The organism is Sabulicella rubraurantiaca (assembly GCF_017355885.1).
Taxonomy (GTDB): domain Bacteria; phylum Pseudomonadota; class Alphaproteobacteria; order Acetobacterales; family Acetobacteraceae; genus Roseococcus; species Roseococcus rubraurantiacus.
In genome coordinates this window covers 14,666-35,771 of sequence record NZ_JAFEUU010000002.1, presented here as the reverse complement: position 1 = coordinate 35,771, position 21,106 = coordinate 14,666, and the positions used below count along the sequence as shown (strand labels likewise).

19 protein-coding genes and 1 pseudogene are annotated in these 21,106 nt (G+C 71.1%); 7 read left to right on the top strand and 13 right to left on the bottom strand.

What is annotated here, in order from left to right:
* Position 1: 1 nt before the first annotated feature.
* From JTJ31_RS04145 to JTJ31_RS04135, 3 genes and pseudogenes are all read right to left on the bottom strand, one after another.
* Positions 2-334 (bottom strand): annotated as a pseudogene (locus tag JTJ31_RS04145) (transposase); the annotation flags it as partial.
* Between the two features lie 357 nt (positions 335-691).
* Entirely contained in the window at positions 692-1,672 is a 981-nt protein-coding gene (locus JTJ31_RS04140) for a dipeptidase (protein ID WP_328805665.1), read from the bottom strand.
* Positions 1,669-2,703: a histone deacetylase family protein gene (locus JTJ31_RS04135; RefSeq protein WP_207537360.1), complete on the bottom strand. Its 1,035-nt coding sequence runs from the start codon at positions 2,701-2,703 to the stop codon at positions 1,669-1,671. The genes JTJ31_RS04140 and JTJ31_RS04135 overlap by 4 nt, the downstream gene beginning before the upstream one ends.
* Before the next feature lie 65 nt (positions 2,704-2,768).
* On the opposite strand from JTJ31_RS04135, the gene JTJ31_RS04130 reads away from it, so the two are divergent.
* From JTJ31_RS04130 to JTJ31_RS04115, 4 genes are read left to right on the top strand one after another with little or no spacing between them, the layout of a single operon-like run.
* Entirely contained in the window at positions 2,769-4,058 is a 1,290-nt protein-coding gene (locus JTJ31_RS04130) for an ArgE/DapE family deacylase (RefSeq protein ID WP_207537359.1), read from the top strand.
* The gene (locus JTJ31_RS04125) at positions 4,042-5,280 is read left to right on the top strand and encodes a Zn-dependent hydrolase (RefSeq protein WP_328805664.1); all 1,239 of its coding nucleotides are present in this window, start codon (positions 4,042-4,044) and stop codon (positions 5,278-5,280) included. Before JTJ31_RS04130 ends, JTJ31_RS04125 begins: the two co-directional genes overlap by 17 nt.
* Positions 5,281-6,753: a M81 family metallopeptidase gene (locus JTJ31_RS04120; RefSeq protein ID WP_207537357.1), complete on the top strand. Its 1,473-nt coding sequence runs from the start codon at positions 5,281-5,283 to the stop codon at positions 6,751-6,753.
* Complete coding sequence (locus JTJ31_RS04115) at positions 6,753-7,157, top strand: VOC family protein (protein ID WP_207537356.1); 405 nt, start codon at positions 6,753-6,755, stop codon at positions 7,155-7,157. Before JTJ31_RS04120 ends, JTJ31_RS04115 begins: the two co-directional genes overlap by 1 nt.
* A gap of 64 nt (positions 7,158-7,221) precedes the next feature.
* On the opposite strand, the gene JTJ31_RS04110 is transcribed toward JTJ31_RS04115, so the two are convergent.
* A complete protein-coding gene (locus JTJ31_RS04110; protein ID WP_207537355.1) occupies positions 7,222-7,860 on the bottom strand; it encodes a superoxide dismutase in 639 nt (212 codons plus the stop codon).
* A 97-nt stretch (positions 7,861-7,957) separates the two neighbouring features.
* Between JTJ31_RS04110 and JTJ31_RS04105 the strand changes: the two genes are divergently transcribed.
* Positions 7,958-8,728, top strand: a complete 771-nt coding sequence (locus tag JTJ31_RS04105) for a squalene/phytoene synthase family protein (RefSeq protein ID WP_207537354.1) — start codon at positions 7,958-7,960, stop codon at positions 8,726-8,728.
* Here the strand turns inward: JTJ31_RS04105 and JTJ31_RS04100 are convergent.
* The 3 genes from JTJ31_RS04100 to JTJ31_RS04090 form a co-directional block, all read right to left on the bottom strand.
* On the bottom strand, positions 8,697-10,283 hold the full coding sequence (locus tag JTJ31_RS04100) for a DHA2 family efflux MFS transporter permease subunit (protein WP_207537353.1): 1,587 nt from the start codon (positions 10,281-10,283) through the stop codon (positions 8,697-8,699). The genes JTJ31_RS04105 and JTJ31_RS04100 overlap by 32 nt on opposite strands.
* A complete protein-coding gene (locus tag JTJ31_RS04095; RefSeq protein WP_207537352.1) occupies positions 10,276-11,406 on the bottom strand; it encodes an HlyD family secretion protein in 1,131 nt (376 codons plus the stop codon). Before JTJ31_RS04095 ends, JTJ31_RS04100 begins: the two co-directional genes overlap by 8 nt.
* Positions 11,407-11,489: 83 nt before the next feature.
* Positions 11,490-12,104 (bottom strand): DsbA family oxidoreductase, encoded by a 615-nt coding sequence (locus JTJ31_RS04090; RefSeq protein WP_207537351.1) that lies wholly within the window; start codon positions 12,102-12,104, stop codon positions 11,490-11,492.
* 68 nt (positions 12,105-12,172) lie between these two features.
* Between JTJ31_RS04090 and pobA the strand changes: the two genes are divergently transcribed.
* Together pobA and JTJ31_RS04080 are read left to right on the top strand one after the other, a co-directional pair.
* Positions 12,173-13,333 carry a 4-hydroxybenzoate 3-monooxygenase gene (pobA, locus tag JTJ31_RS04085; protein ID WP_328805663.1) on the top strand — a complete coding sequence of 387 codons (1,161 nt, stop codon included), beginning with the start codon at positions 12,173-12,175 and terminating at the stop codon, positions 13,331-13,333.
* Positions 13,326-14,273: a Gfo/Idh/MocA family protein gene (locus JTJ31_RS04080; RefSeq protein ID WP_207537349.1), complete on the top strand. Its 948-nt coding sequence runs from the start codon at positions 13,326-13,328 to the stop codon at positions 14,271-14,273. The genes pobA and JTJ31_RS04080 overlap by 8 nt, the downstream gene beginning before the upstream one ends.
* A gap of 6 nt (positions 14,274-14,279) precedes the next feature.
* On the opposite strand, the gene JTJ31_RS04075 is transcribed toward JTJ31_RS04080, so the two are convergent.
* From JTJ31_RS04075 to JTJ31_RS04050, 6 genes are read right to left on the bottom strand one after another with little or no spacing between them, the layout of a single operon-like run.
* A complete protein-coding gene (locus tag JTJ31_RS04075) occupies positions 14,280-16,448 on the bottom strand; it encodes a penicillin acylase family protein (RefSeq protein ID WP_207537348.1) in 2,169 nt (722 codons plus the stop codon).
* A gap of 27 nt (positions 16,449-16,475) precedes the next feature.
* Positions 16,476-17,450, bottom strand: coding sequence for a Bug family tripartite tricarboxylate transporter substrate binding protein (locus JTJ31_RS04070; RefSeq protein WP_207537347.1), 975 nt, complete (start codon positions 17,448-17,450; stop codon positions 16,476-16,478).
* Between the two features lie 13 nt (positions 17,451-17,463).
* On the bottom strand, positions 17,464-17,838 hold the full coding sequence (locus tag JTJ31_RS04065; protein WP_207537346.1) for a cupin domain-containing protein: 375 nt from the start codon (positions 17,836-17,838) through the stop codon (positions 17,464-17,466).
* A complete protein-coding gene (locus tag JTJ31_RS04060; RefSeq protein ID WP_207537345.1) occupies positions 17,835-19,049 on the bottom strand; it encodes a M20/M25/M40 family metallo-hydrolase in 1,215 nt (404 codons plus the stop codon). Before JTJ31_RS04060 ends, JTJ31_RS04065 begins: the two co-directional genes overlap by 4 nt.
* On the bottom strand, positions 19,049-20,005 hold the full coding sequence (locus tag JTJ31_RS04055; RefSeq protein WP_207537344.1) for a D-2-hydroxyacid dehydrogenase: 957 nt from the start codon (positions 20,003-20,005) through the stop codon (positions 19,049-19,051). Before JTJ31_RS04055 ends, JTJ31_RS04060 begins: the two co-directional genes overlap by 1 nt.
* Position 20,006: 1 nt before the next feature.
* On the bottom strand, positions 20,007-21,053 hold the full coding sequence (locus tag JTJ31_RS04050) for an alpha/beta hydrolase (RefSeq protein WP_207537343.1): 1,047 nt from the start codon (positions 21,051-21,053) through the stop codon (positions 20,007-20,009).
* Between the last annotated feature and the right edge of the window lie 53 nt (positions 21,054-21,106).

The window sequence follows — 21,106 nt, the reverse complement described above, 5'->3', positions numbered from 1 at the left end:
TTCATTCGGGCTCGTATCCGGTGGCGGTGAAGTAGTCGGCGCACTCGCCTGGCGTGAAGGCGGGCAGTGCGTCGCGGATGGCATCCCAGAGGTCTTCGACCGTGCGGGCAGCGGCCTTGCGCAGCAGCGCCTTGAGCTTGGCGAAGGCGTTCTCGACTGGGTTGAAGTCAGGCGAGTAGGGCGGCAGGAAGCGCAGCACCGCGCCCGCACGCTCGATGGCCTCGCGCACGCCGCGGGGTTTGTGCGCCGGCAGATTGTCCATGATCACGGGGTCCCCGGGCTGCAGCGTCGGCACCAGCACCTGCTCGACATAGGCCAGGAAAGCCCGGCCGTTCTGCCGGGCCGGGTCGTCTCCTCCACCAGCCGGACCTTTTCCTCGGCAGAATAGCGCCGGCGGCGCTCGCGGCCGGTGATGATTTCAACGCGTTCGAGGGGCTTCGACATAGGCGTGCGCCTAGGTCCTCCGGGCTACGCCGGGTGTCCGGTCGATAATGGGGGCCGCTGCAACCCCGAACCGCCTGGCGGCCGCATGGCGAGACAGGCCCCCATCCACCGCGCCGATCACCTGGATCCGCAGATCCTCCGACAAGCTCTTCGCCATGCCTGCCACCTCTGCTCAGCAGAAAGGGTGAATCAGATCACCCCCGCGCCGGGGAAGCACTTTCGCGAATCAGCTCGAGCGGAACGTGCTCTAGGCGCCCGCACCTCGCAGCACCTGCCGCCAGACGCGCAGGAAATTGCCCGACCACAGCAGCGCCAATTCGCGCTCGCCATAGCCGCGCGCGCGCAGCGCAGCAGAGACGTTCTGCATCTCACCCGCATGCATCCAGCCGGAGACGCCGCCGCCGCCATCGAAGTCGGAGGAGATGCCGACATGCTCGATGCCGATGCGCCGCACCGCGTGCTCCACGTGATCGGCCACGTCCTCCACCGTGGAAGGAGAGGTTCCGTCCGGCCCAGTGGGGCGCAGGAAGCTCGCCACCGCCGTCACCTGCGCGATGCCGCACACTTCGCGGATCATGTCCAGCTGCTCGTCATCCACGTTGCGCGGATGCGGGTGGAGCGCGGCGCAGGCCGTGTGTGTCACCGCCACCGGCACGCGCGACAGCTCCGCCGCCTGCATCATCCCGGCCTTGGAGACGTGCGAGCAATCCACCATGAGTCCGACGCGATTCATCTCGCGGATCGCGGCGCGGCCCAGGGCCGAAAGCCCGCCATGCTCGCTCGGCCCATCGCCGAGATGCGGCTTGGGCTTGGCGGCGTCGGCCAGGGCGTTGTGGCCGTCATGGGTGACCGTCAGGTAGATCGCACCCAGGCCCCGCCATTTCGCGATCAAGCCCAGATCGTGCCCCATCGCATGGCCGTTCTCCACCGCGCTGAGCACGGCGGGAATGCCGGCCCGCATCGCCGCCTCGAACTCCGTCGGCGTCGCGCAGAAATGCGTGGTGGCGCCGTCGGCGCGCGCGCGGATGTGCTCCAGCATCGCCACGGCCCGCTCCTGCGCTGCGCGGAGCGAGGCGAAGTCGCGCGGTCCCTGCGGCACGAAGGCGATGAAGACCGTGCCGGCCACGCCGCCGGCGCGCATCCGCGGCAGGTCCACGCACATGCCGGATTCGCAGGTCCAGTCAGGCGGCTCCGGCCACCTTATGTCCACGTGGGTGTCGAGGATCACGCGCCGAAGCCTCCAAGGAAACGGGCCAGAAGCTGGCCGAGAATGTCGGTGTTGTAGCCGCCTTCCTGGCAGATCGCCGTGGGCAAGCGCAGCGACGCCACCGCCTCGCCCGCGCGGGCGAAGCCGTCCTCGGTGACGGCGAGGGCGTTCAGCGGCTCGTCCTTGCTGGCGTCGAAGCCGAGGGAGAGAACCAGCGCGTCGGGACGGAACGTGCGGACTGCCGCCATCCCATCCTCCAGCGCGGCGAGCCAGGTGGCGTCGTCGCTGCCGAAGGCGAGGGGCAGGTTGAGGTTCGCGCCCGCGCCGTCGCCGCCGCCCCGTTCCTCCGCGAAGCCGACATACCAGGGATAGTAGCGGCCCGGATCGCCATGGACGCTGACCGTCAGCACGTCGCCGCGATCCCAGAAGATGCCCTGCGTGCCGTTGCCGTGATGGCTGTCGATGTCCAGCACGGCGACGCGCGCGGCACCCTTGTCGCGCAGGCGCTGCGCGGCGAGGGCGGCGTTGTTGACGTAGCAATGCCCGCCGGCCCGTGTCGCGTAAGCGTGGTGGCCGGGCGGGCGGCACAGCGCATAGGCCGCGCCGCCGGATGCCGCGACGTGGTCCGCCGCCGCCAGAGCGCAGCCCGCCGCGGCGGCGGCGGCCTCGAAGGTGCCGGGGCCGATGGGGCAGGCATTGTCGGCGGTGTGCGCCCCGGCGCGGGCGATGACGTGGCCATTGGAGCGGGAGGATTGCGCCAGCATCTCCGGCGTCGGGTGGATGTTCGGCACCACCTCCGGCCCTGCCTCGGGCAACGCCACCCAGTCGCGCGCCGCATCCTCCAGGAAGTCGAGATAGGCGGCGCCGTGCACGGACCGCATCGCCTCGCGCGAGGCCGGCTCGGGCGCCTCGGCGGAGAGGCGCAGGGCGCGCAGCCCCTCGCGCAGCGCGGCGGCGCGGGCCGGGACCTCGAAATTGGGGCGCAGACGGCCGCGCATCAGGAAGAATTGCGGCGCGTGGCGAGACTCGGCCGGATGGTCGAACACCTTCATGCACCCATCCTGGGGGTGCCACGCCCCCTCGACAACCGGCCCGCCCGATGTTGCCATGCTCGGCGATGATCAAGCTGGACCCTGGCGCGCGGCGCGCCATCCTCGAATCCTGCGACGCGCTGCAAGGGGAGACGCTGGACTGGCTGTTCCGCCTGGTGCGCCACCCCTCCACCCTGGGAAAGGAGCAGGGTGCCCTGGCAGAGATGGAGCGGCTCTACCGCCATCTCGGCCTCGAGCCGCGCCGCATCCCGACCGTGCCTGAGACGCTCTCCTCCCATCCCGGCTGGTCGCCGCCGCTGGTGGATTACGCGGGTCGCGACAACGTGGTAGCGGTTCACACCCCGCGTGAGAAGCGCGGCCGCTCGCTCACCCTCCAGGGCCATGTGGACGTGGTGCCGGAAGGTGCGGCCGACATGTGGGCCACGCCGCCCTATGAGCCGGCGATCCGCGACGGCCGCGTCTATGGCCGCGGCGCGGGCGACATGAAGGCGGGCATCGTCTCCTACTGCATGGCCTTCGAGGCGCTGCGCCGGGCCGGGCTGCAACCCGCGGCCGAGCTGCAGATGCATGCGGTGATCGAGGAGGAATGCACCGGCAACGGCGCGCTGGCCTGCATGGCCGCGATGCCCAAGACCGACGCGGTCATCATCCCCGAGCCCGGACCCGGCCTGGATGGCTACTACACGGCCGAGGTCGGCGTGGTCTGGGCCTGGGTGACGGTGAGCGGGCGCCCAGCCCATGTGCGCGACATGCAGGCCGGCGTGAATGCCATCGAGGCCGCGAACGCCATCGCCTCCGCCTTCAAGTCCTACGAGGCGGAACAGAATCGCGGCGAGCGCATCCACGCCGCATTCCGGGGCCTGAACCACCCGGTCAACGTCAATTTTGGCACTGTGGAAGGCGGCGAGTGGAACAGCAGCGTCGCCACGCGCTGCCGCATCGGCATGCGCGTCGGCGTGATGCTCGGCAACACCGCGCGGCAGGTGAAAGCCGACATCGAGAGGCTGGTGGCGGAGGCTGCCGCGCAGGATTCGCTGCGCGGTGCCAAGGTGGAACTCGCCTTCCGCGGCTTCATGGCGGACCCTTGCGAGTTCCCGAAGGACACGGAGATCGCGCAGCTCGCCTTCCGCTCCTATGCCGAGGCGACGGGCAGCACGCTGCGCGACTACCCGGCGACCGGGCTGACAGACGGGCGACACTTCGTCCTCTACCAGGACACGCCCTGCGCGGTGTTCGGCCCGGATGCGGTGGACATCCACGGCATCGACGAGAACGTGGGCATCGAGAGCATCCACGGCATCACGCGCACCCTGGCTCTTTCCCTCGCGGAGTGGTGCGGTGTCGAGCGGATCTAACCTCCCCCTCTCCGGCGCCCGCCTGTGGGCGGATCTGCACGACATCGCGCGCATCGGCGCCACGCCGCGCGGCGGCTGCAACCGGCAGACCCTGACCGACGCCGATGCCGAGGGCCGCGCTTGGCTGCAGGAACGGGCGGAAGCGCTGGGCTGCCGCCTCCTCCTCGACCGGTTCGGCAACATGGGCTTTCTCCGCCCCGGGCGCGACGCGTCGCGGCGGCCCATCGCCTTCGGCTCCCACCTCGATACGCAGCCCACGGGCGGGAAATACGACGGGGTGCTCGGCGTGCTCGCGGGGCTGGAGATCATGCGCGCCCTGGCCGAGGCGGGAGCCGAGACCGAGGCGCCGCTCCTCCTCGTGAACTGGACCAACGAGGAGGGGGCGCGCTTCTCGCCGCCCATGCAGGGCAGCGGCGCGGCCATGGGCGTCTTCACACCGGAGCAGGTGCTCGACACGACGGATGCCGACGGCAAGCGCTTCGGCGCGGAACTGTCGCGCATCGGCTGGAAGGGCAGGGATACGCTGCCCGAGATGGGCGCCTATCTGGAACTGCACATCGAACAGGGGCCGGAGCTTGAACGCGACGGGCTGATGGTCGGCACCGTCACCCACGCCCTCGCCCAGCGCTGGTACGAGGTGGAGGTGACCGGCGAGGCCGCGCATGGAGGCTCCCGCATGGGAGGGCGGCGCGACGCGCTGATGGCCGCCGCGCCGCTGATGGCGGCGGTGGAGGAGGTCGCGCTGCGCCATGGCGGGCGCGGCACGGTCGGCATCGTCCGCGCCTATCCCGACAGCCGCAACGTCGCCCCCGAGCGCGTCTGGTTCAGCGTGGACACGCGCCATGGCGACGAAGCGGTGCTTGAGGCGATGGGCGCCGAGCTGCGTGCCCGCGCTGCCGAGCTTGCCGCCGCGCGCCGCGTGGGCGTGGAGGTGCGGGATTTCTGGCACTCGCCCGGCCAGGGCTTCGATGCGCGGCTCTGCGGCTTCGTGCGCGAGGCGGCCGCGCGCCGGGGCATCCCGGCCCGCGACATGCCCACCGCTATCGGCCACGACGCCGTCTATGTCGCGCGCCGCGTGCCCACCGCCATGGTCTTCGTGCCGTGCCATGGCGGTCTTTCCCACAACGAGGCCGAGAGCATGACGCCCGAATGGGCGGAAGCAGGCCTGCTCGTCCTCGCCGATGCGGTGCTGGACGCCGCGAACAGCCAGGAGCCCTTCTGAATGCGGATCGCCGTCGCCGGATTCCTTCACGAAAGCCATTCCTTCGCCCCGCGCCCGACGCGCTGGGAGGATTTCCAGCACCCAGGCGGGCTGCCCGCCCTGTGCCGGGGCGAGGCGATGCGGCAGACGCTGCGCGGCACCTCCACCTGCGCCGGCGCGGCGATGGAGGAGGCGAAGGACCACGACACCGTCCCGCTGGCCTGGTGCTTCGCCATGCCTGCCGGCCCGGTGACGCGCGAGGCCTTCGAGCGCATCTCGGCGCTGATCTGCGCCGCCCTCTCCGACGCCATGCCGGTGGACGGTGTGTTCCTCGACCTGCATGGCGCGATGGTGAGCGACGACTTCCCCGACGCGGAGGGCGAGGTCATCCGCCGCGTCCGCGCCATCGTCGGGACCGACGTGCCCATCGCCGTCACGCTGGACCCGCATGGCAACATGACGCGCGCCATGTGCGAGACGGCCGACGTGGTGGTGCCGTACCGCACCTATCCGCACGTGGACATGCGCGCGGTCGGCGCGCGCGCCATGCGCCTGCTGATCGAACGCATCGCGCGCGGCGGTCCTTGGGCCATGGCCTTCCGCGAGATGGATTTCCTCATCCCCATCACCAGCCAGTGCACCATGGTCGCGCCCATGCTCGGCGTGATGGAAGCGCGCGAGAAATTGGCGGGCGGCGTCGCCGAACTCGCCTATTGCTTCGGCTTCCCCTACGCGGATTTCCCCGGCTGCGGCCAGGCCATCGCCGCCTGGGCCGACACGCAAGAGGCGGCGGACCAAGCCGCGGATGCGCTGGTGCGCGAGATCGCCTCGCGCGAGGGCGAATTCTCCGGCGGCGTGATGGAAGCGCCGGAGGCGGTTGCGGAGGCGATGCGCCGCGCTGGCAATGGCCGCCCCATCGTCATCGCCGACACGCAGGACAATCCGGGTGGCGGCGGCCATGGCGACACCACCGGCCTCCTCGCCGAGCTGCTGCGCCAGGGCGCGCAGGGCGTGGCGCTGGCGCCGATGAACGACGCCGAGGCCGCCGCCGCCTGCCACGCGGCCGGGGAGGGGGCGACGGTGACGCTCACCCTCGGCGGCAAGAGCGACGGCGCGCCGCTGACCGTGACCGGCGTGGTGGAGAAGCTGAGCAATGGCCGCTTCATCCTGGAAGGCCCGATGGGCAAGGGGAACCCGGCGGATCTCGGCCCCTCGGCGCTGCTGCGCGTGGATGGGGTGCGGATCGTCGTGGTGTCGCGCAAGATGCAGGCGCACGACCAGGCGATCTTCAAGCAGCTTGGCCTGGATCCGGCGGAGCAGCGCATCCTGGCCCTGAAATCCTCCGTGCATTTCCGCGCGCATTTCCAGCCCATCGCCGAGGCGGTGCTGGTCGCCGCCGCGCCCGGCCCGGTGGTGGCGGATCCGGCGACTCTGCCCTTCACCGCGCTGCGCCCCGGCATCCGGCTGCGGCCCGGCGACAATCGCAGGTTCTGATGTTCAGCCACGCGACGATCGGCGCCAACGACTACGCCAAGGCCAAGGCGTTCTACGATGCCGCCCTGGCGCCACTGGGCATTCGCTGCTTCCAGGAATGGCCGGATGCCGGCTGGGCCGGGTTCAAGGCGAAGGGCGACATGCAGACCTTCTGGCTCTGCCGCCCGCAGAACGGGGAGGCTGCGGCGCCCGGCAATGGGACCATGACGGCCTTCCTCGCCGCCGATACCGATGCCGTCCACGCGGCGCACGCGGCGGCGCTGGCCCATGGCGGAAGCTGCGAGGGACCGCCCGGCCCCCGCCCGCAATACGGCGATTTCTACGCCGCCTATGTGCGCGACCCGGAGGGCAACAAGCTCTGCTTCGTGCACCGCGTCCCGTCGAAGGACGGCGCACCCGCCTGAAACGCGAAGGGCCGCGGCGGGGGATTCCCCGCCGCGGCCCCATCAGACGTTCAGAGGCTGAACGTCAGGCCGACTGGCCGCTCTGCAGCCCGCCCTTCTCCATCAGGCTCTCCACCACATCCCAGGCGACGAGCTTGTTGAGGAAGTTGTCGAGGTAGTTCGGACGCACGTTGCGGAAGTCGAGGTAGTAGGCGTGCTCCCACACATCCACGCCGAGGATGGGCGTGCCCTCGCCGGTGGAGATCGGGTTGGCGCCGTTGGGCGTCTTGGTCACGGCCAGCTTGCCGTCGCCCTTCATGATCAGCCACGCCCAGCCCGAACCGAACTGCGTCACGCCGGCCTGCTTGAAGGCTTCCTTGAACTGCGCGAGGCCGCCGAAGCTGTCATTGATCGCGGAGGACAGCTTGCCCGGCAGCGAGTCGCCGCCGCCATTCGGGCTCATCACCTGCCAGAACAGGATGTGGTTCCAATGCTGGCCGGCCTGGTTCAGCACGGGCAGCCCGTCGGCGCCCTGCTTGCCGGCATCGGCCACGATCTGCTCCAGCGTCTTGCCCTGGAGGTTCTTGCTCTCGACGAGGCCGTTCAGCGCCGTGACATAGGCGTTGTGGTGCTTGCCGTGATGGAGCTCCAGCGTCTCCTGGCACATGCCGCGCTCGGCCAGGGCCGAGGTGGAGTAGGGAAGCGGGGGCAGCGAGAAGGCCATGGGACGTGTCTCCTTTGTGGACCTTCCGGCAGCTAAGCAGGGCAGGCGGCCCCGTCAACCGATTGCATCCCCGCGCCTGAGACGTCACATCGCTATCATGCCCGATCTCAGCGCGGTGGGCGCCATCGCCCGCGCGCACGACCCCGACCGTTTCCTGTGCGCCCTCTGGACCCCGCCGGAGCGGCGCGAGGCCGCCTTCGCGCTGATCGCCTTCAACCACGAGTTGGCTCGGGCGCGGGAGGTGACGGACAAGCCCCTCGTCGCGCTGATGCGCCTGACCTGGTGGCGGGAGGTGCTGGAAGCCGACGCCCCGCGCCGGCACGAGGTGGCGGAGCCCCTGCACGAGGCCATCGCGGAGGGCGCGCTGCGCCGCGACGACCTCCTCGCCATGGTCGAGGCGCGCGAGGCCGAGGCGGAGGAGGAAGGCTTCGCCTCCACCGGCGCCTTCCACGCCTACCTGTCCGGCACGGCGGGCGGCTTTGCGGTCGCGCTGGGCCGCGCCCTGGGCGCGCCACCAGAGCTGCTTCCGGGATTGCAGCGCGCGGGGATGCTCTACGGCCTTGCGGGGGTGCTGCGCGCCTTGTCGGCCCATTCGGCGCAGGGGCGCTGCCTCCTGCCGGCGGACCGGGTGGATGCGGGCTCCGTCATCGCCGACCCCGGGCGCGCGCGCGACGCGGTTCGCGCCCTGGCGGCGGAGGCCCCGCCCGAGCCGGATCTGGCGGCGCTGCCGCGCGGCGCGGTGGCGGCCGCGCTGCCCCTGGTCCTGGCGCGGCGGGACCTGCGCCGCCTCGCACGCGGCATCCTGGTGCGGCGCGGGACGCTCGACCGCCTGGCCGTTACCCTGGCCGGGATGCGGGGGCGGGTCTGAGGGCAGCGCCGGGCGGCTTCTGCCGCAGCGTCAGCCCCGGCAGGATGGCGAGGAGGCAGAGCATCCCCGTCACGATGAAGGCGTCGCGGAAGCCGAGCATCAGCCCCTGCGCCTCCACCATCCGCGTGAGAAAGTCATGCGCCGCGTCGCGGCGGATCACCTCCGGCAGCCCACCCTGGGCGTAGAGGTTCTCCAGCAGCCGTCGCGCATCCAACACCGCCGCGCCGCCCTCCAGCCGCGCGTTCAGCGCCTCGGCGTGATGGGCGGTGCGGCGCTCCAGATGCACGGCGAGGAGATTGGTGCCGAAGGCCCCGCCCAGCATGCGGAAGAAGTTGATCGCCCCCGCCCCCTGCGCCAGCAGCGCGGCGGGCAGGGCACGCATCGCGCCCACATTCATGTTGGGCATGGCGAGGCCGAGCCCGATTCGCCCCAGCAGGATCCAGAAGGCCAGGGTCCAGAACGGCGTATCCGTCCCAACACCTCCCATGAGGGCGGAGGAGGCGGCGAAGATCGCCAGGCCCAGGCAGATCGGGATCCAGGGCGGCAGCCAATCCGCCATCCGCCCCGCGAACAGGAACACGAAGGCAACCACGAGCCCGCCGGGCATGAGGATCATCCCCGAGCGCGTCGGCGTGTATCCCTGCACGAGCTGCACCAGCAGCGGCAGCAGGTAGGTCGAGGCGAACATCGCCGCGCCGTAGATGAAGGCCACCATCGCCGCCGCGACGAAGCCCCCGTGCCGGAACACGGCGAGGTTCATCAGTGGCGCGGGCGTCACCGCCTGCCAGCCGACGAAGCCGACAGTGGCGAGGGCGGCGCCGACGAGTTGCAGCCGCACCGTGTCCGATTCCCAGCCATGGTGCTGGCCATTGGTCAGCCCGGCGAGCAGCAGCCCGATCGCCAGCGCCAGCAGCGCCGCGCCGGGCAGATCGAAGCGGCGGTCGGAAGCGCTTGCCCGCCCGGGCATGAAGACGAGTCCGAGCAGCAGCCCCAGCAAGGCGGTGGGCAGGCAGAGAAAGAACACGGCGTGCCAGGAGAAGGCATCCACCAGCAGACCGCCCGCCGCCGGCCCCATGGCGGGAGCCATCACCACGCCGAAGGAGAAAAGGCCCATCGCCGTTCCGCGCCGCTCCGGCGGAAAGACCAGGAAGATCACCTGCATTGACAGCGGCTGGAGCAGACCGGCCGAGGCGCCCTGCGCCACCCGCGCCAGCACCATCACCGAAGCGCTGTTGGTCACCCCCGCCGCGACCGAGGCGAGCACGAAGATCGAGATGGAGGCGACATAGGTGATGCGGAAGCCGAAGCGCTCCACCGCCCAGGCATTCAGCAGCATGAAGCCGGTATTGGCCGCGAGGAACCCGGTGGCGAGAAGCTGGCCCTCCTCATGCCCCATTCCCAGCGCGCCGACGATGTCTGGCTGCGCGACGACGACGATGGTGGAGGACAGGATGCAGGACACGGTGCCGGTCAGCGCCGCCAGCGTCACCCACCAGCGATAGGCCGGCCCGTAGCGGGCGAAGAGCTCCGCGACGGAAGGCCCGCCGCTATTCACGTGCCTCGGCCTCCACCCGCACCAGCATGCCGGGGCGCAGCATTCCGGGCGGCGGCGGCGGGTCCAGGCGGATGCGGACCGGCAGGCGCTGGGTGATGCGGGTGAAGTTGCCGCTCGGATTCGGGCTGGGCAGCAGGGCGAACTCGCTCGTGGCTGCCTCGATCACGCGATCCACCACGGCGGGGAAGGCTTGGCCCGGCCAGGCATCCACCGTGACCCGTACGGGCTTTCCGGGGCGGAAGAAGCGCACATCCGTCTCCTTCACATTGGCCTCGATGCGGATCTCCTCCGGCGAGTGGACCAGGATGATGCGCTGCCCGGCCAGGACGTATTCACCCGGGTCCACGAAGATGCGGTCCACCACGCCATCGAAGGGCATGCGCAGCGTGCGGTCGCGCTGGTCCAGCGCGGCGCGGTCACGCGATGCCGCCACCTCGCGCGATTGCGGGAGGAGGGCGTCCAACTGGCGCTCGATCACCCGCAGCTCCTCGGCCGCCGCCTCGACCGCGGTCAGTAGCGCCTCGGCATTGCGGATCTCGGCGCCTGCGCCGATGACGCGCTGCCGCGACTGGTCGGCCAGGGCGCGCAGCTGCTCCACGCGCTGCCGCGTCCCGGTGCCCGACGCGATCAGCCTTTCGGCCCGCGCATGCTCGGCTTCGGCGAAGGCGTGTTCCGCCTCGGCGGCGGGAAGGGCAGCGCGGGCGGCATCCAGCCGCGCGGCGGCGGCGGCGCGTTGGCTGACATTCTGCATCCCGACCATGGTGCGCCGCGCCTCCAGCTCCGCGCGCCGCGCCTCCAGCCCCGCGAGCCGCGCCTCCAGCTCCTCCATGGCGAGCGTCGCATCCCGCGCATCCACCTGGACCAGGAGGGCGCCGCGCGGGACGCGGTCGCCCGCCGTCACCGGCACGCGCTCCACCCAGCCCGGCACGCGGCTCGCCAGCGTCACCATGTCCGAGGCGACACGGGCATCGTCCAGCACCACATGGGTCAGCTGCCAATGCAGCCAGTGCCCCCCGGCGCCGAGCAGGGCGAGCACGAGAAGGGCGCCGCCGAGAAGGCGCATCCGTCGCCGTGTCGGGCGCGGCTTCACTTCCAGATTGGGCTTCGCCGGCCCGATATCCATTCAGACGCATCCTCGCCGGCCACGGAGACGTGCCGGCGGGACAGCATAGGCCCGGCCTGCCGCGAGCCGGAAGGGAGGGGGGCTCAGGCGCCCGCGCGCAGCGCCTCCACCATCTGCGCGGCGGGCATCGCCCCGCTCCAGAGGACCTGCCCATCCAGGGCGAAGCTCGGCACGCCCGAGATGCCCAGGCGGCGGAATCCGGCATCCTCGGCGCGGATCTCGGCATCCAGCGCGTCGCCGGCCAGAAACTCCGCCGCGCCCTCGATGCCCTGCGACTCGGCGATGGCGGACAGAACGGCGGGATCGCCGATGTCCTGCCCTTCAGCGAAATAGGCGCGGAACAGCGCCTCCACCAGCGCGTGCTGGCGCGGCCCGGCGGCGAAGCGGATCAGCCGGTGCGCCTTGATCGTGTTGGGGGTGCGGGTCATCAGCTCGTGCCGGAAATCGAGCCCGGCCGCAGCACCCATGGAGGCGACGCGCGCATCCAGCTCCCGCCCCCGCTCCACGCTGCCGAACTTGGCCGCGCGATAGGCGGCCCGGTCCACCCCTTCCTCCGGCATGTCGGGATTCAGCTGGAAGGGGCGCCAATGCACCTCGTATCCCTCCCGCCCCAGCGTCTCCAGCGCCTCGTCCAGGTGGCGCTTGCCGACCCAGCACCAAGGGCAGATGGCGTCCGAGATCACGTCGATGCGGCGCATGATGCTTCTCCTGTTGCCGGAAGCCCCAATCTGCGCCAATGGCGCAAGGGCGGCCAGGGGAGGGACTCGTGCGGACGCAGGTGGGCATCATCGGGGCCGGACCGGCCGGGCTGCTCCTCGCGCATCTCCTCCATCGCGCCGGGATCGACTCCGTGGTCCTCGAGCGCCAGTCCCGCGCCCACATCGAGACCCGCATCCGCGCCGGGCTGCTGGAACAGGGCAGCGTGGACACGCTGACCGAAGCGGGGCTGGGCGAACGCCTGCACCGCGAGGGTCTGAAGCATGACGGGCTGGAGCTTCGCTTTGCGGGCCGCAACCAGCGCATCGACCTGTTCGGCCTGACCGGCAAGCGCGTGACCATCTATGGCCAGCAGGAAGCCGTGAAGGACATGGTGGCGGCGCGGCTCGAAACCGGAAGGCCGCTGCACTTCGAGGTGTCGGATGTCGCGCTGCACGACATCGCCAGCAAGACGCCGCGCATCACCTTCACCCATGAGGGCCAGGCGCAGGAACTGCGTTGCGACGTGATCGCCGGCTGCGACGGGTCCCACGGCCCCGCCCGCGCCGCCATGCCGCCCGAGGTGATGCGCCTCTATGAGCGGGTCTATCCCTTCGCCTGGCTCGGCATCCTCGCCGAGGCGAAGCCGATCTCGCATGAGTTGATCTATGCGCGGCACGAGGAAGGCTTCGCGCTGGCCACCATGCGCTCCGAGCGGCTGTCGCGCCTCTACGTGCAATGCGCCCCGGATGACGACGTCGCCAACTGGCCCGATTCGCGCATCTGGGAGGCGCTGCACACCCGGCTTGGCCGCGTGAACGAGGGCCCGGTGCTCCAGAAGGGCATCACGGCCATGCGTAGCTTCGTGGCGGAGCCGATGCGGCATGGGCGGCTGTTCCTGGCGGGCGATGCCGCGCACATCGTCCCGCCCACCGGGGCGAAGGGCATGAACCTCGCCGTGGCCGATGTGCGCGTGCTGGCCCGCGCGCTGACCGCCTTCTTCCGTGAGGGCGACGAGCGCCTGATGGACAGCTACAGCGCCACTTGCCTGTCGCGCGTCTGGAAGGGGCAGCGCTTCTCCTGGTGGATGACGGCGATGCTGCACCGCTTCAGCGTGGCCGACCCCTTCGAGCACCGTGTGCGGATGGCGGAGCTGGAATATCTGTGCGGAAGCGAGGCGGCGCGCAGGTCGCTGGCTGAACAATACGTGGGACTGCCTTTTGATGAATGACCTCGGGATCATCGGCTTCGGCATCATGGGTGAGCGCTTGGCGCGCGCTGCCGTGGCGCATGAGGATTGGCGCCTCGCCGCCGCCTGGGATCCGGACCCTTCCGCTGCAGCGCGCCTCGCCGCTATCGCGCCGGAAGCGCGGTTCTGCGCCTCAATGGAGGAGGCGATCGCCGCCTCGGACGCGCTGCACGTCGCATCGCCGCCCGGGGCGCACATCCCGCAAGGGCAGGCGGTGCTGGAGGCAGGGCGCGCGCTTCTGCTGGAAAAGCCGCTGAGCCACGATGTCGCGGCCTCGCGGGACTTCGTGCGCTGGGCGGCCAGCTATCCGGCGGCGGTGAACTTCCCCATGGCCTCCTCGCCTGCCGTGGCGCAGCTTCGCGAGTGGCTGCCGGAGGTGGGCGAGGTGCGCTCCGTCTCCATCCTCGTTGCCTTTGCCGCGTGGCCGCGCAGCTGGCAGCGCGGGGCGGCCTCCTGGCTGTCGGGCCGCGCGGAGGGCGGCTTCACGCGGGAGGTGGCATCGCATTTCCTGTTCCTCGCCGGGCGGCTCTTCGGAAAGCTGACCCTCCTCGAAGGGCGCGCGGTGCATCCGGAGGGCGATGCGTCGGAAACGGCGGTGGCCGCGCGGCTTTGTGCTGGCCCGGTTCCGGTGACGCTGCAGGGCAGCGTCGGCACCACCCCGGCCGATGACCATAACCTCTTCGTGGTGCGGGGCGAGAATGGGGAAGTGCGCCTGCGCGACTGGTCCATCGCCGAGCGCCTGGTGGATGGCGAGTGGCGCGAGGCGCCCGATGCGCGCCCCAATGCGGAGATGCGGCCCCTGACCCTGCGCGGCCAGCTCGACAAGCTCGCTTCGCTGCGCCGGGGCGAGGCGACGGAACTCGCGACGCTGGAGGAGGCGCTGGCGGTGCAGGAGGCCGTGGAGGCGATCCTGAAAGGGTAGAGGGCGCTACCGCGCCCAGCTGCGCAGCCGGTCGCCCCAGTGGCGCGACATCGGGTGTCCCGATTGCCCGGTCGCGATCTCGAGGAAGGCGCCGTCTGGAGTGGACAGGTCGGCGACGAAGCGCAACCCTGCGCCATGCATCGAGATGTAGCCGTCGCCGCGCACCGCCTCGCGCCGCACCGTGTCGCCATCGCCGCCAACCGGCGCTTCCAGCCGCGTCCAGCGCGACAGCAGCGGCACGAAGCGCAGCACCGGATGCTCGAAGCGCGCGAGATGGGCTTGGCCCCACCGCCAGGATGCCGGGTCCGGCCCATGCGCCGCCTGGAGCGCGATCACCGCTTCGGCCAGGGTGATGCCGGCCAACGCACGGCAATCGCCGCCGCACCACCAGCTCGCCTCCGGCGCGGTCAGCAGGAAATGGCCGAACTCGGTTCCCGCAGGCGCGTCGGGCACGCCGGTGCGGCGAAGGGCGGCCGCACGGAAGCGGCGGTTGAACTCGGCCCAGATCAAGGGTTCCGGCCGTTCGGCCGCCATGGTGCCGTCCCAATCGGCCAGCAGCGCCTGGGCACGGCCCAGCATTCCGTCACTGCGTGGCAGGGCGTTCAGCATGGAAAGGGCCTCGCGCGCCGGCAGGGAGACGACGTCGCGCTGGATGGCCGCCATGCGCGAAATATCCTGCGGCGCATCTTCCGCCAGCAGCGCGTGGATGCGGCGGAAGCGCCAGTCGCCATACCATTCGCGGCCCAGGAAGACGGGGTGCCCGTCCGGCTGCACCTTGTTGTTCGCATTCACCAACACGCCGCTGGCCGGGTTCTCGCGATGCGGCATGGCATCGAAGTTCACGAACCCCTCCCAGCCCGGCCCGTCCCAGGGCACGGAGCCGTCATGGCCGGAGGTGCGCAGCGGCGTGCGTCCCACGAGGAACATGGCGATGCCGCCGTCGCGCACGGCCACCATCAGGTTCTGCGGCGGCGAGGAGATCAGCGCCGCCGCCGCGCGCGCGCCCGCGAGATCACGCGCGCGGTTCAGCGCGAGCAGGCCGGCGGCGGCGGTGTCGCCCGGCTCCAGATTCGCCATGCGGACGGACATCGGCGGCGCCTCGCCCACGACAGGCCCGTGCTGCGTTTCCCGCACGCGCAGCACCTCCTGCCGCCTGCCGCGGATGCGGATGAGCTCTTCGCGCTCGCGCACCACCGCGCCGCCAAGGAAAACGTCCTGCGTGTCGGAATGGGTGGTGGTGAAGCCCCAGGCGAGGTCGCGGTTGCGGCCGATCACCATGAAAGGCACGCCAGGCGAGGTGGCGCCCAGCCGCGTGTCGTCGGGCAACTCGATCCGCGCGAGATACCAGAGGACCGGCGCGCCGTAGCCGAGATGCGGGTCGCTCGCCAGCAGCGGAGCCCCGCCTGCGCCGCGCGCCACCGCCCAGGCATTGCTGGCACGCTCCGGCAGGGGCGCATCCACGCCGAAGACCGGGATCGCGGCCAGGGCGCGCGCGGCGCCGGGGAGGGTGGCGATGTCCGGACGCCCCGCCGTCCGGTCGGCGGGCCAAAGATCCCAAAGACGCTCCGCCGGCAGGCGCGCAGCGAGCGCGGCGCGCTCCAGCTCCGTCCGCCAGTTCCCCGACAGCCACAGCCCCATCACCTTGGCCCAGAGCAGGGTATGCATGGGCCGCCATGGCTCCGGCGCGCCGAGCAGGAGGAACTCGGGCGCGATCAGGCGGCCTCGCTCGGCGATCCGGGCATTCACCCCATCGGCGTAGCGCTGCAGGACGTCGCGCGTGTCGGCGTCCAGCGCGACGAGATCGGCCTCCGCCCGCTGCGCGAGGCCGAGGGTGCGGCTCATCCGGTCCACGCGCAGCGCGGGCTCGCCCAGGATCTCCGCGAGGCGGCCTTCGGCGCCGCGCCGCATCATCTCCATCTGGAACATGCGGTCGCGGGCGTGCAGCCAGCCCATGGCGAAGGCGGCATCCGCCTCGGTCGCGGCGCGGATGGTGGGCATCCCACCCGCGTCGAACTGGATGGCGATGGGGGCGGAAAGCGCCGGATCCTCCAGCCGTGACATCGAGCCGGGCAGGGTGATCCAGAGCAGCCCGAGGGGAATCGCCGCCAGGATCAGCAGGACCAGGAGCAGGGCGCGGCCCCAGCGCCAGCCGCGTCGCCGCCAGCGGCGGGGCATGTCAGGAGGACGCCCCGCCGTGCCGCGTCACTCCGGCTCGATCCCGGCGCCGCGGATCATCTCGCCCCAGGCGGCAATCTGCTGACGGATGAAGGCCCCGACCTCATCGGGCGTGGAGGTCATGCCGTCGAACCCCACCTCGGCGAGGCGCGAGCGGTATTCCGGCTTGGCGCCGACACGGCGCATGGCCGAGGCGAAGGCGGAAGTGACTTCCGGCGCCATGCGGGCCGGGCCGAGCAGCACAGCGAAGGACAGCAGGTCGAAGCCTGTCAGCCCCTCTTCCGACAAGGTGGGCGCGTCGGGGATCAGGGCCGAACGCTGGGCGCTGGTGACGCCGAGCGCACGCAGCCGCCCATCGCGCACGTGACCCAGGCTGGGCGTCAGATCCACCACGATGGAATGGACGCGTCCGGCGAGGACATCGGTGATGGCGGGCGGCGTTGAGCGATAGGGGACGTGCAGCATGTCCACCCCGCCCATGCGGGCGATGGTGGCACCCGCCACGATGCCGGTGCCATTGCCCGAGGCGTAGGAAATCTGGCCAGGCCGTGCCTTCGCCAGCGCCAGGAACTCGCGCAGGTTGCGAGCCGGGACCTCGGGACCGACGGTTAGCCAGAACACGTAGTTGCCGAGGCGGCTGATCGGCGTGAAATCGTTGATCGGGTCGTAGTCCATGCGGCGCAACAGCCAGGGATTGGCGGCATGCGTCGTGTTGGTGGTGACGAAGAGCGTGTGCCCGTCCGGCGGCGACTGCATCACCGCGCGCGCGGCGATGGTGCCGTTGGCGCCGGCGCGGTTGTCCACGGTGATCGTCGCGCCGCCCATCTCCTGCGACAGCATCTGCGCGAGAATGCGCGCCACGGCATCGGTGCCGGAGCCCGCCGCGAAGGGCACGATCAGCGTGATGGGCCGGTTGGGCCGCCACTCCGACTGCTGCGCCAGGGCGGGGATGGCGAGCGGTGTCGCCAACGGGGCCAGAAGCAGGGCGCGGCGCGGGGTCATGGCGTATTCCTCCTCAGCGGCGGACCACCTTGGCGGGATCCTCTCCATAGGGCGGAGAATAGATCACCAGCACGCGGACCGGCGAGTCCCCGAGGACCTCGAAGGTGTGCTCGCACTCCGCCGGGAAATGGCACGCATCGCCCGGATTCATCTCCTCCACCACGCCGCGGCAGGAGACGCGGGCGCGCCCCTCCAGCAGGTAGCAGACCTGGTCGAGCCCCGGATGCGCGTGCGGCAGGGCCGAGCCGCCGGGTTGCAAATGCCCGTGCAGCAGTTCGATCTTGGTGTCGCCCACCGTCTCGGGTGCGATAAGGCGATGGTTCACCGTGCCGTGATGGTTCGCAGGCGAGTAGGGCGTGACGTCGGACATCCGCACGACAAGCTTCATCGGCTGGTCTCCATTTCCGCGAGGGCGAGGATGGTGGCGAGGCTGGTCCGCATGCCGCGCAGGCTTTCCTCCTCCTCCACGTCGATCCACTCCTCCAGCGAATGCGCCCGCCCGCCCCGCCCGCCCGAGCCGATGCGCAGCGCGGGAATGCCGAAGCTCATCGGCACGTTGGCGTCGGTGGAGGACCATTCGAAGGAGGGTTGGTAGCCCTCCGCCGCCACGGACGCGGAGGCGAGGCGCGCGATGGGCGCGCCATTGGGCGTATGCCCGGCCGGGCGGTCGCCGACGCGTTGCAGCTCGACCTTCAATCCGCCGCTGCGCGCGCCGTTCTCGGCTGCCACGGCGGCATCCACCGCGGCCAGGAAATCCGCCTCCAGCTTGCCCAGCACCTCGGCGGAGGCGGAGCGGAGATCCACCTCCATCACCGCCGTCTCCGGGATGGCGTTGATGGAAGTGCCGCCCGAGATCACGCTGACGCAATGCGTCGTCACCGGCTCGCGCGGGACGGGCATGGCGGCGAGGGCACGCGCGGCATCGGCCATGGCATAGACCGGGTTCACCAGCCCGAAGGCGGCGAAGGAATGCCCGCCCGGGCCGCGGAAGGTGACGCGGAAACGCTTGGAGCCGATGCCGCCGGTGACGATGCGGTCTACCTCCGGGCTGTCCACGGTCAGGAAGCCGCGGATGCGCGACCGCTGCGGATGGGTCTCGAAGAAGTGGCGGACGCCGCGCAGATCGCCCAGCCCTTCCTCGCCCACATCGCCCAGGAACAGGATGTCATGGCGCGTGCGAATGCCGGCGCGGTCCATGGCGCGGAGGAAGGCGAGGTTCACGGCAAGGGAACGCGTGTCGTCGCCCACGCCGGGGGCCATGAGCTTCGTCCCCTCCCGCCGCACGCGCACGTCGGTGTCCGCAGGGAAGACCGTGTCGAGATGCGCCGCGACCACCAGGATGTCGCCATTGCCGAAGCCCCGGCGCAGCCCCATGACGTTGCCCACCTCGTCCTGGCGGCATTCCTCCAGCCCGTGGTCGCGCAGCATCTCCAGATAAGCGGCGGCGCGCGGCCCCTCGCCGAAGGGCGGCGCGGGGATCTCGGTGAGGCGGATGATGTCCTCCACCGTCCGCCCATGCTCCTCCCGCATCACCATGCAGGCGGACTGGAAGCGCGAATCATCCCGGATCGCGCGGATCGCCTCCTCCGTGCCCGACATCAGACGACTGCGTTCACCAGATCCTGGCCGGCCCGGAGGCGGCGCAGGTTCTCCTGCATCAGGTCGAGCACGTTGTCCTCGTACTTGCGCGTTTCGCCCGCCGTGTGCGGCGTCAGGAAGACACGCGGGTGCGACCAGAAGGCGCTGCCGGAGGGCAGCGGCTCCTCTACCGTCACGTCCAGCCCGGCGGCGGAGAGCTTTCCGGATTCCAGCGCCGCCAGCAGCGCCTCCTCCTCAACCACCTTGCCGCGCGCGCAGTTCACCAGGATGGCGCCCTGCTTCATCGCGCCCAGCGTGCGGGGGTTGATCAGCCCGGTCGTCTCGGCGGTCAGCGGGCAGACCAGCAGCACGGCGTCGGCGCGGGGCAGGATCTCCGGCAGGGCGGAGAGGGCGTGCACCTCGTCCGCACCCTCCTTGCCCGCGCTCGGATTGGCGCGGATGCCGATGACCGTCATGTCCAGCGCCTTCAGCAGCCGGATCAGCCGCCCGCCGATGCGGCCCATACCGACCACGATGGCGGTCTTCCCGGCCAATTCGTCCTCGCGCACTGCGAAGTCGCTCTTCATGCCCGACCAGTGCGTGCGGTGCTGGTCGTCGCGCGCTGTGAACAGGTTGCGCGTGATGCCGAGCAGCAGGGAGAGCGCATGCTCACTCACCGCCGCAGCGTTGGCCCCAGCGGCGGAGGCGAGGCGGATCTTGTGCTGGCGGAACACGTCGCGGTCGTACTGGTCCGTCCCGGCCGAGAGCGACTGCACGAAGCGCAGCTTCGGCGCCAGCGCGGGCAAGGTGTTGCGCCACAGGCCGCTGACCACGAGCACGTCGGCCTCGCCGATGCGCGCCTCCAGCTCGGGCAGGGAGCGCACCTCGAAGAAGGGGTGCGGCGCGCCTCGCGCCTCCCAGCGTGCGCCGCACTGATAGGCGACATGGGCGAAGCAGATCGTGGGATTGTCGAGCATCTTAGGCAGCAGCTTCCTCAAGAAAGACCTGGACGGCCTGGAACAGGGCGCCGCGGTTGCGCTCCATCCACATGCCGTGCGTGCCCTCGCCCAGCAGCACGAGGCGCTTGCCGGGGCTGGCGGTGAGCAGGGGGAACAAGGTCTGGGCCATGTAGGGCGGCGTGTCCTGGTCCCATTCGCCGAGGACGAGCAGCGTCGGCGCCGTGATTCTTGCCGGGTCGTAGAAGGGACGGCCCGCGCTCCAGTATTCGCGGCTATCTGCCACGCTGCCATTGGGCGCGCGCAGCGCGGGCGGCGAGCGGCGCAGCCCTTCCGGGTCGGTGGCCCAGGTGACGCCGGCCCAATGCTCGAACCAGCCGGCCGGGACGAGGCTCGCCCGCGCCGCCTCCGGCACGCCGGCAGCAAGCCGTGACCGCGCCGCTTCCTGCGTCACGAAGCGATAGGCACCGAGATTGCCGCCCGGATCGGTGAGCGAGGCGCTCTGCCGCAGCCAGGACGGCGCGTAGAGCACGAGGCGTTCGACCGCCCCCTGGTTCTCTGCGGCAAAGCGGCCCATCAGCGCGGTGCCCCAGGAATATCCAAGATGGACGCAGCGCGGGATGGAGCGGCGCTGTCGCACGAATTCGGACACGGCGGCGATGTCCTGCACCGCTGTCTCGCCGCGCACCAAGGGCGGGTTGGCCTCGGGCGGCTGCGCCATCTCGGGCGGGCGGGTAGAGCGACCATAGCCGCGAATATCCATGCACCACACGTCGAAGCCGCGCCCGGCGATATAGTCCATCCAGGACAGTCCGCCGAGCGGCAGATCGAAGGCAGTGTGCGCGGGATAGGTCGCGCCATGCACCATGATGAGGGTACGGCCGGGGGTGAAGCTGGTCATTGTCTCCGGCCGCTTATTGCGGACGAAGATCTCGATGCCGCTGTCGCGCGCCGGCACCATGAACTCCTCGCTCACGATCCGGGGCGCCTGCGCGGCGGCCGGAAGGCTCGCGAGGGTGGCGCCGCCAGCCGCGAGGGCAGGCGCGGCGAGCATCGCGCGTCGTTGCATGGGCGTCTTCCCTGACTTGTCGTCCGGGACGCTAGCAGGGCGGGGCGGAGCCG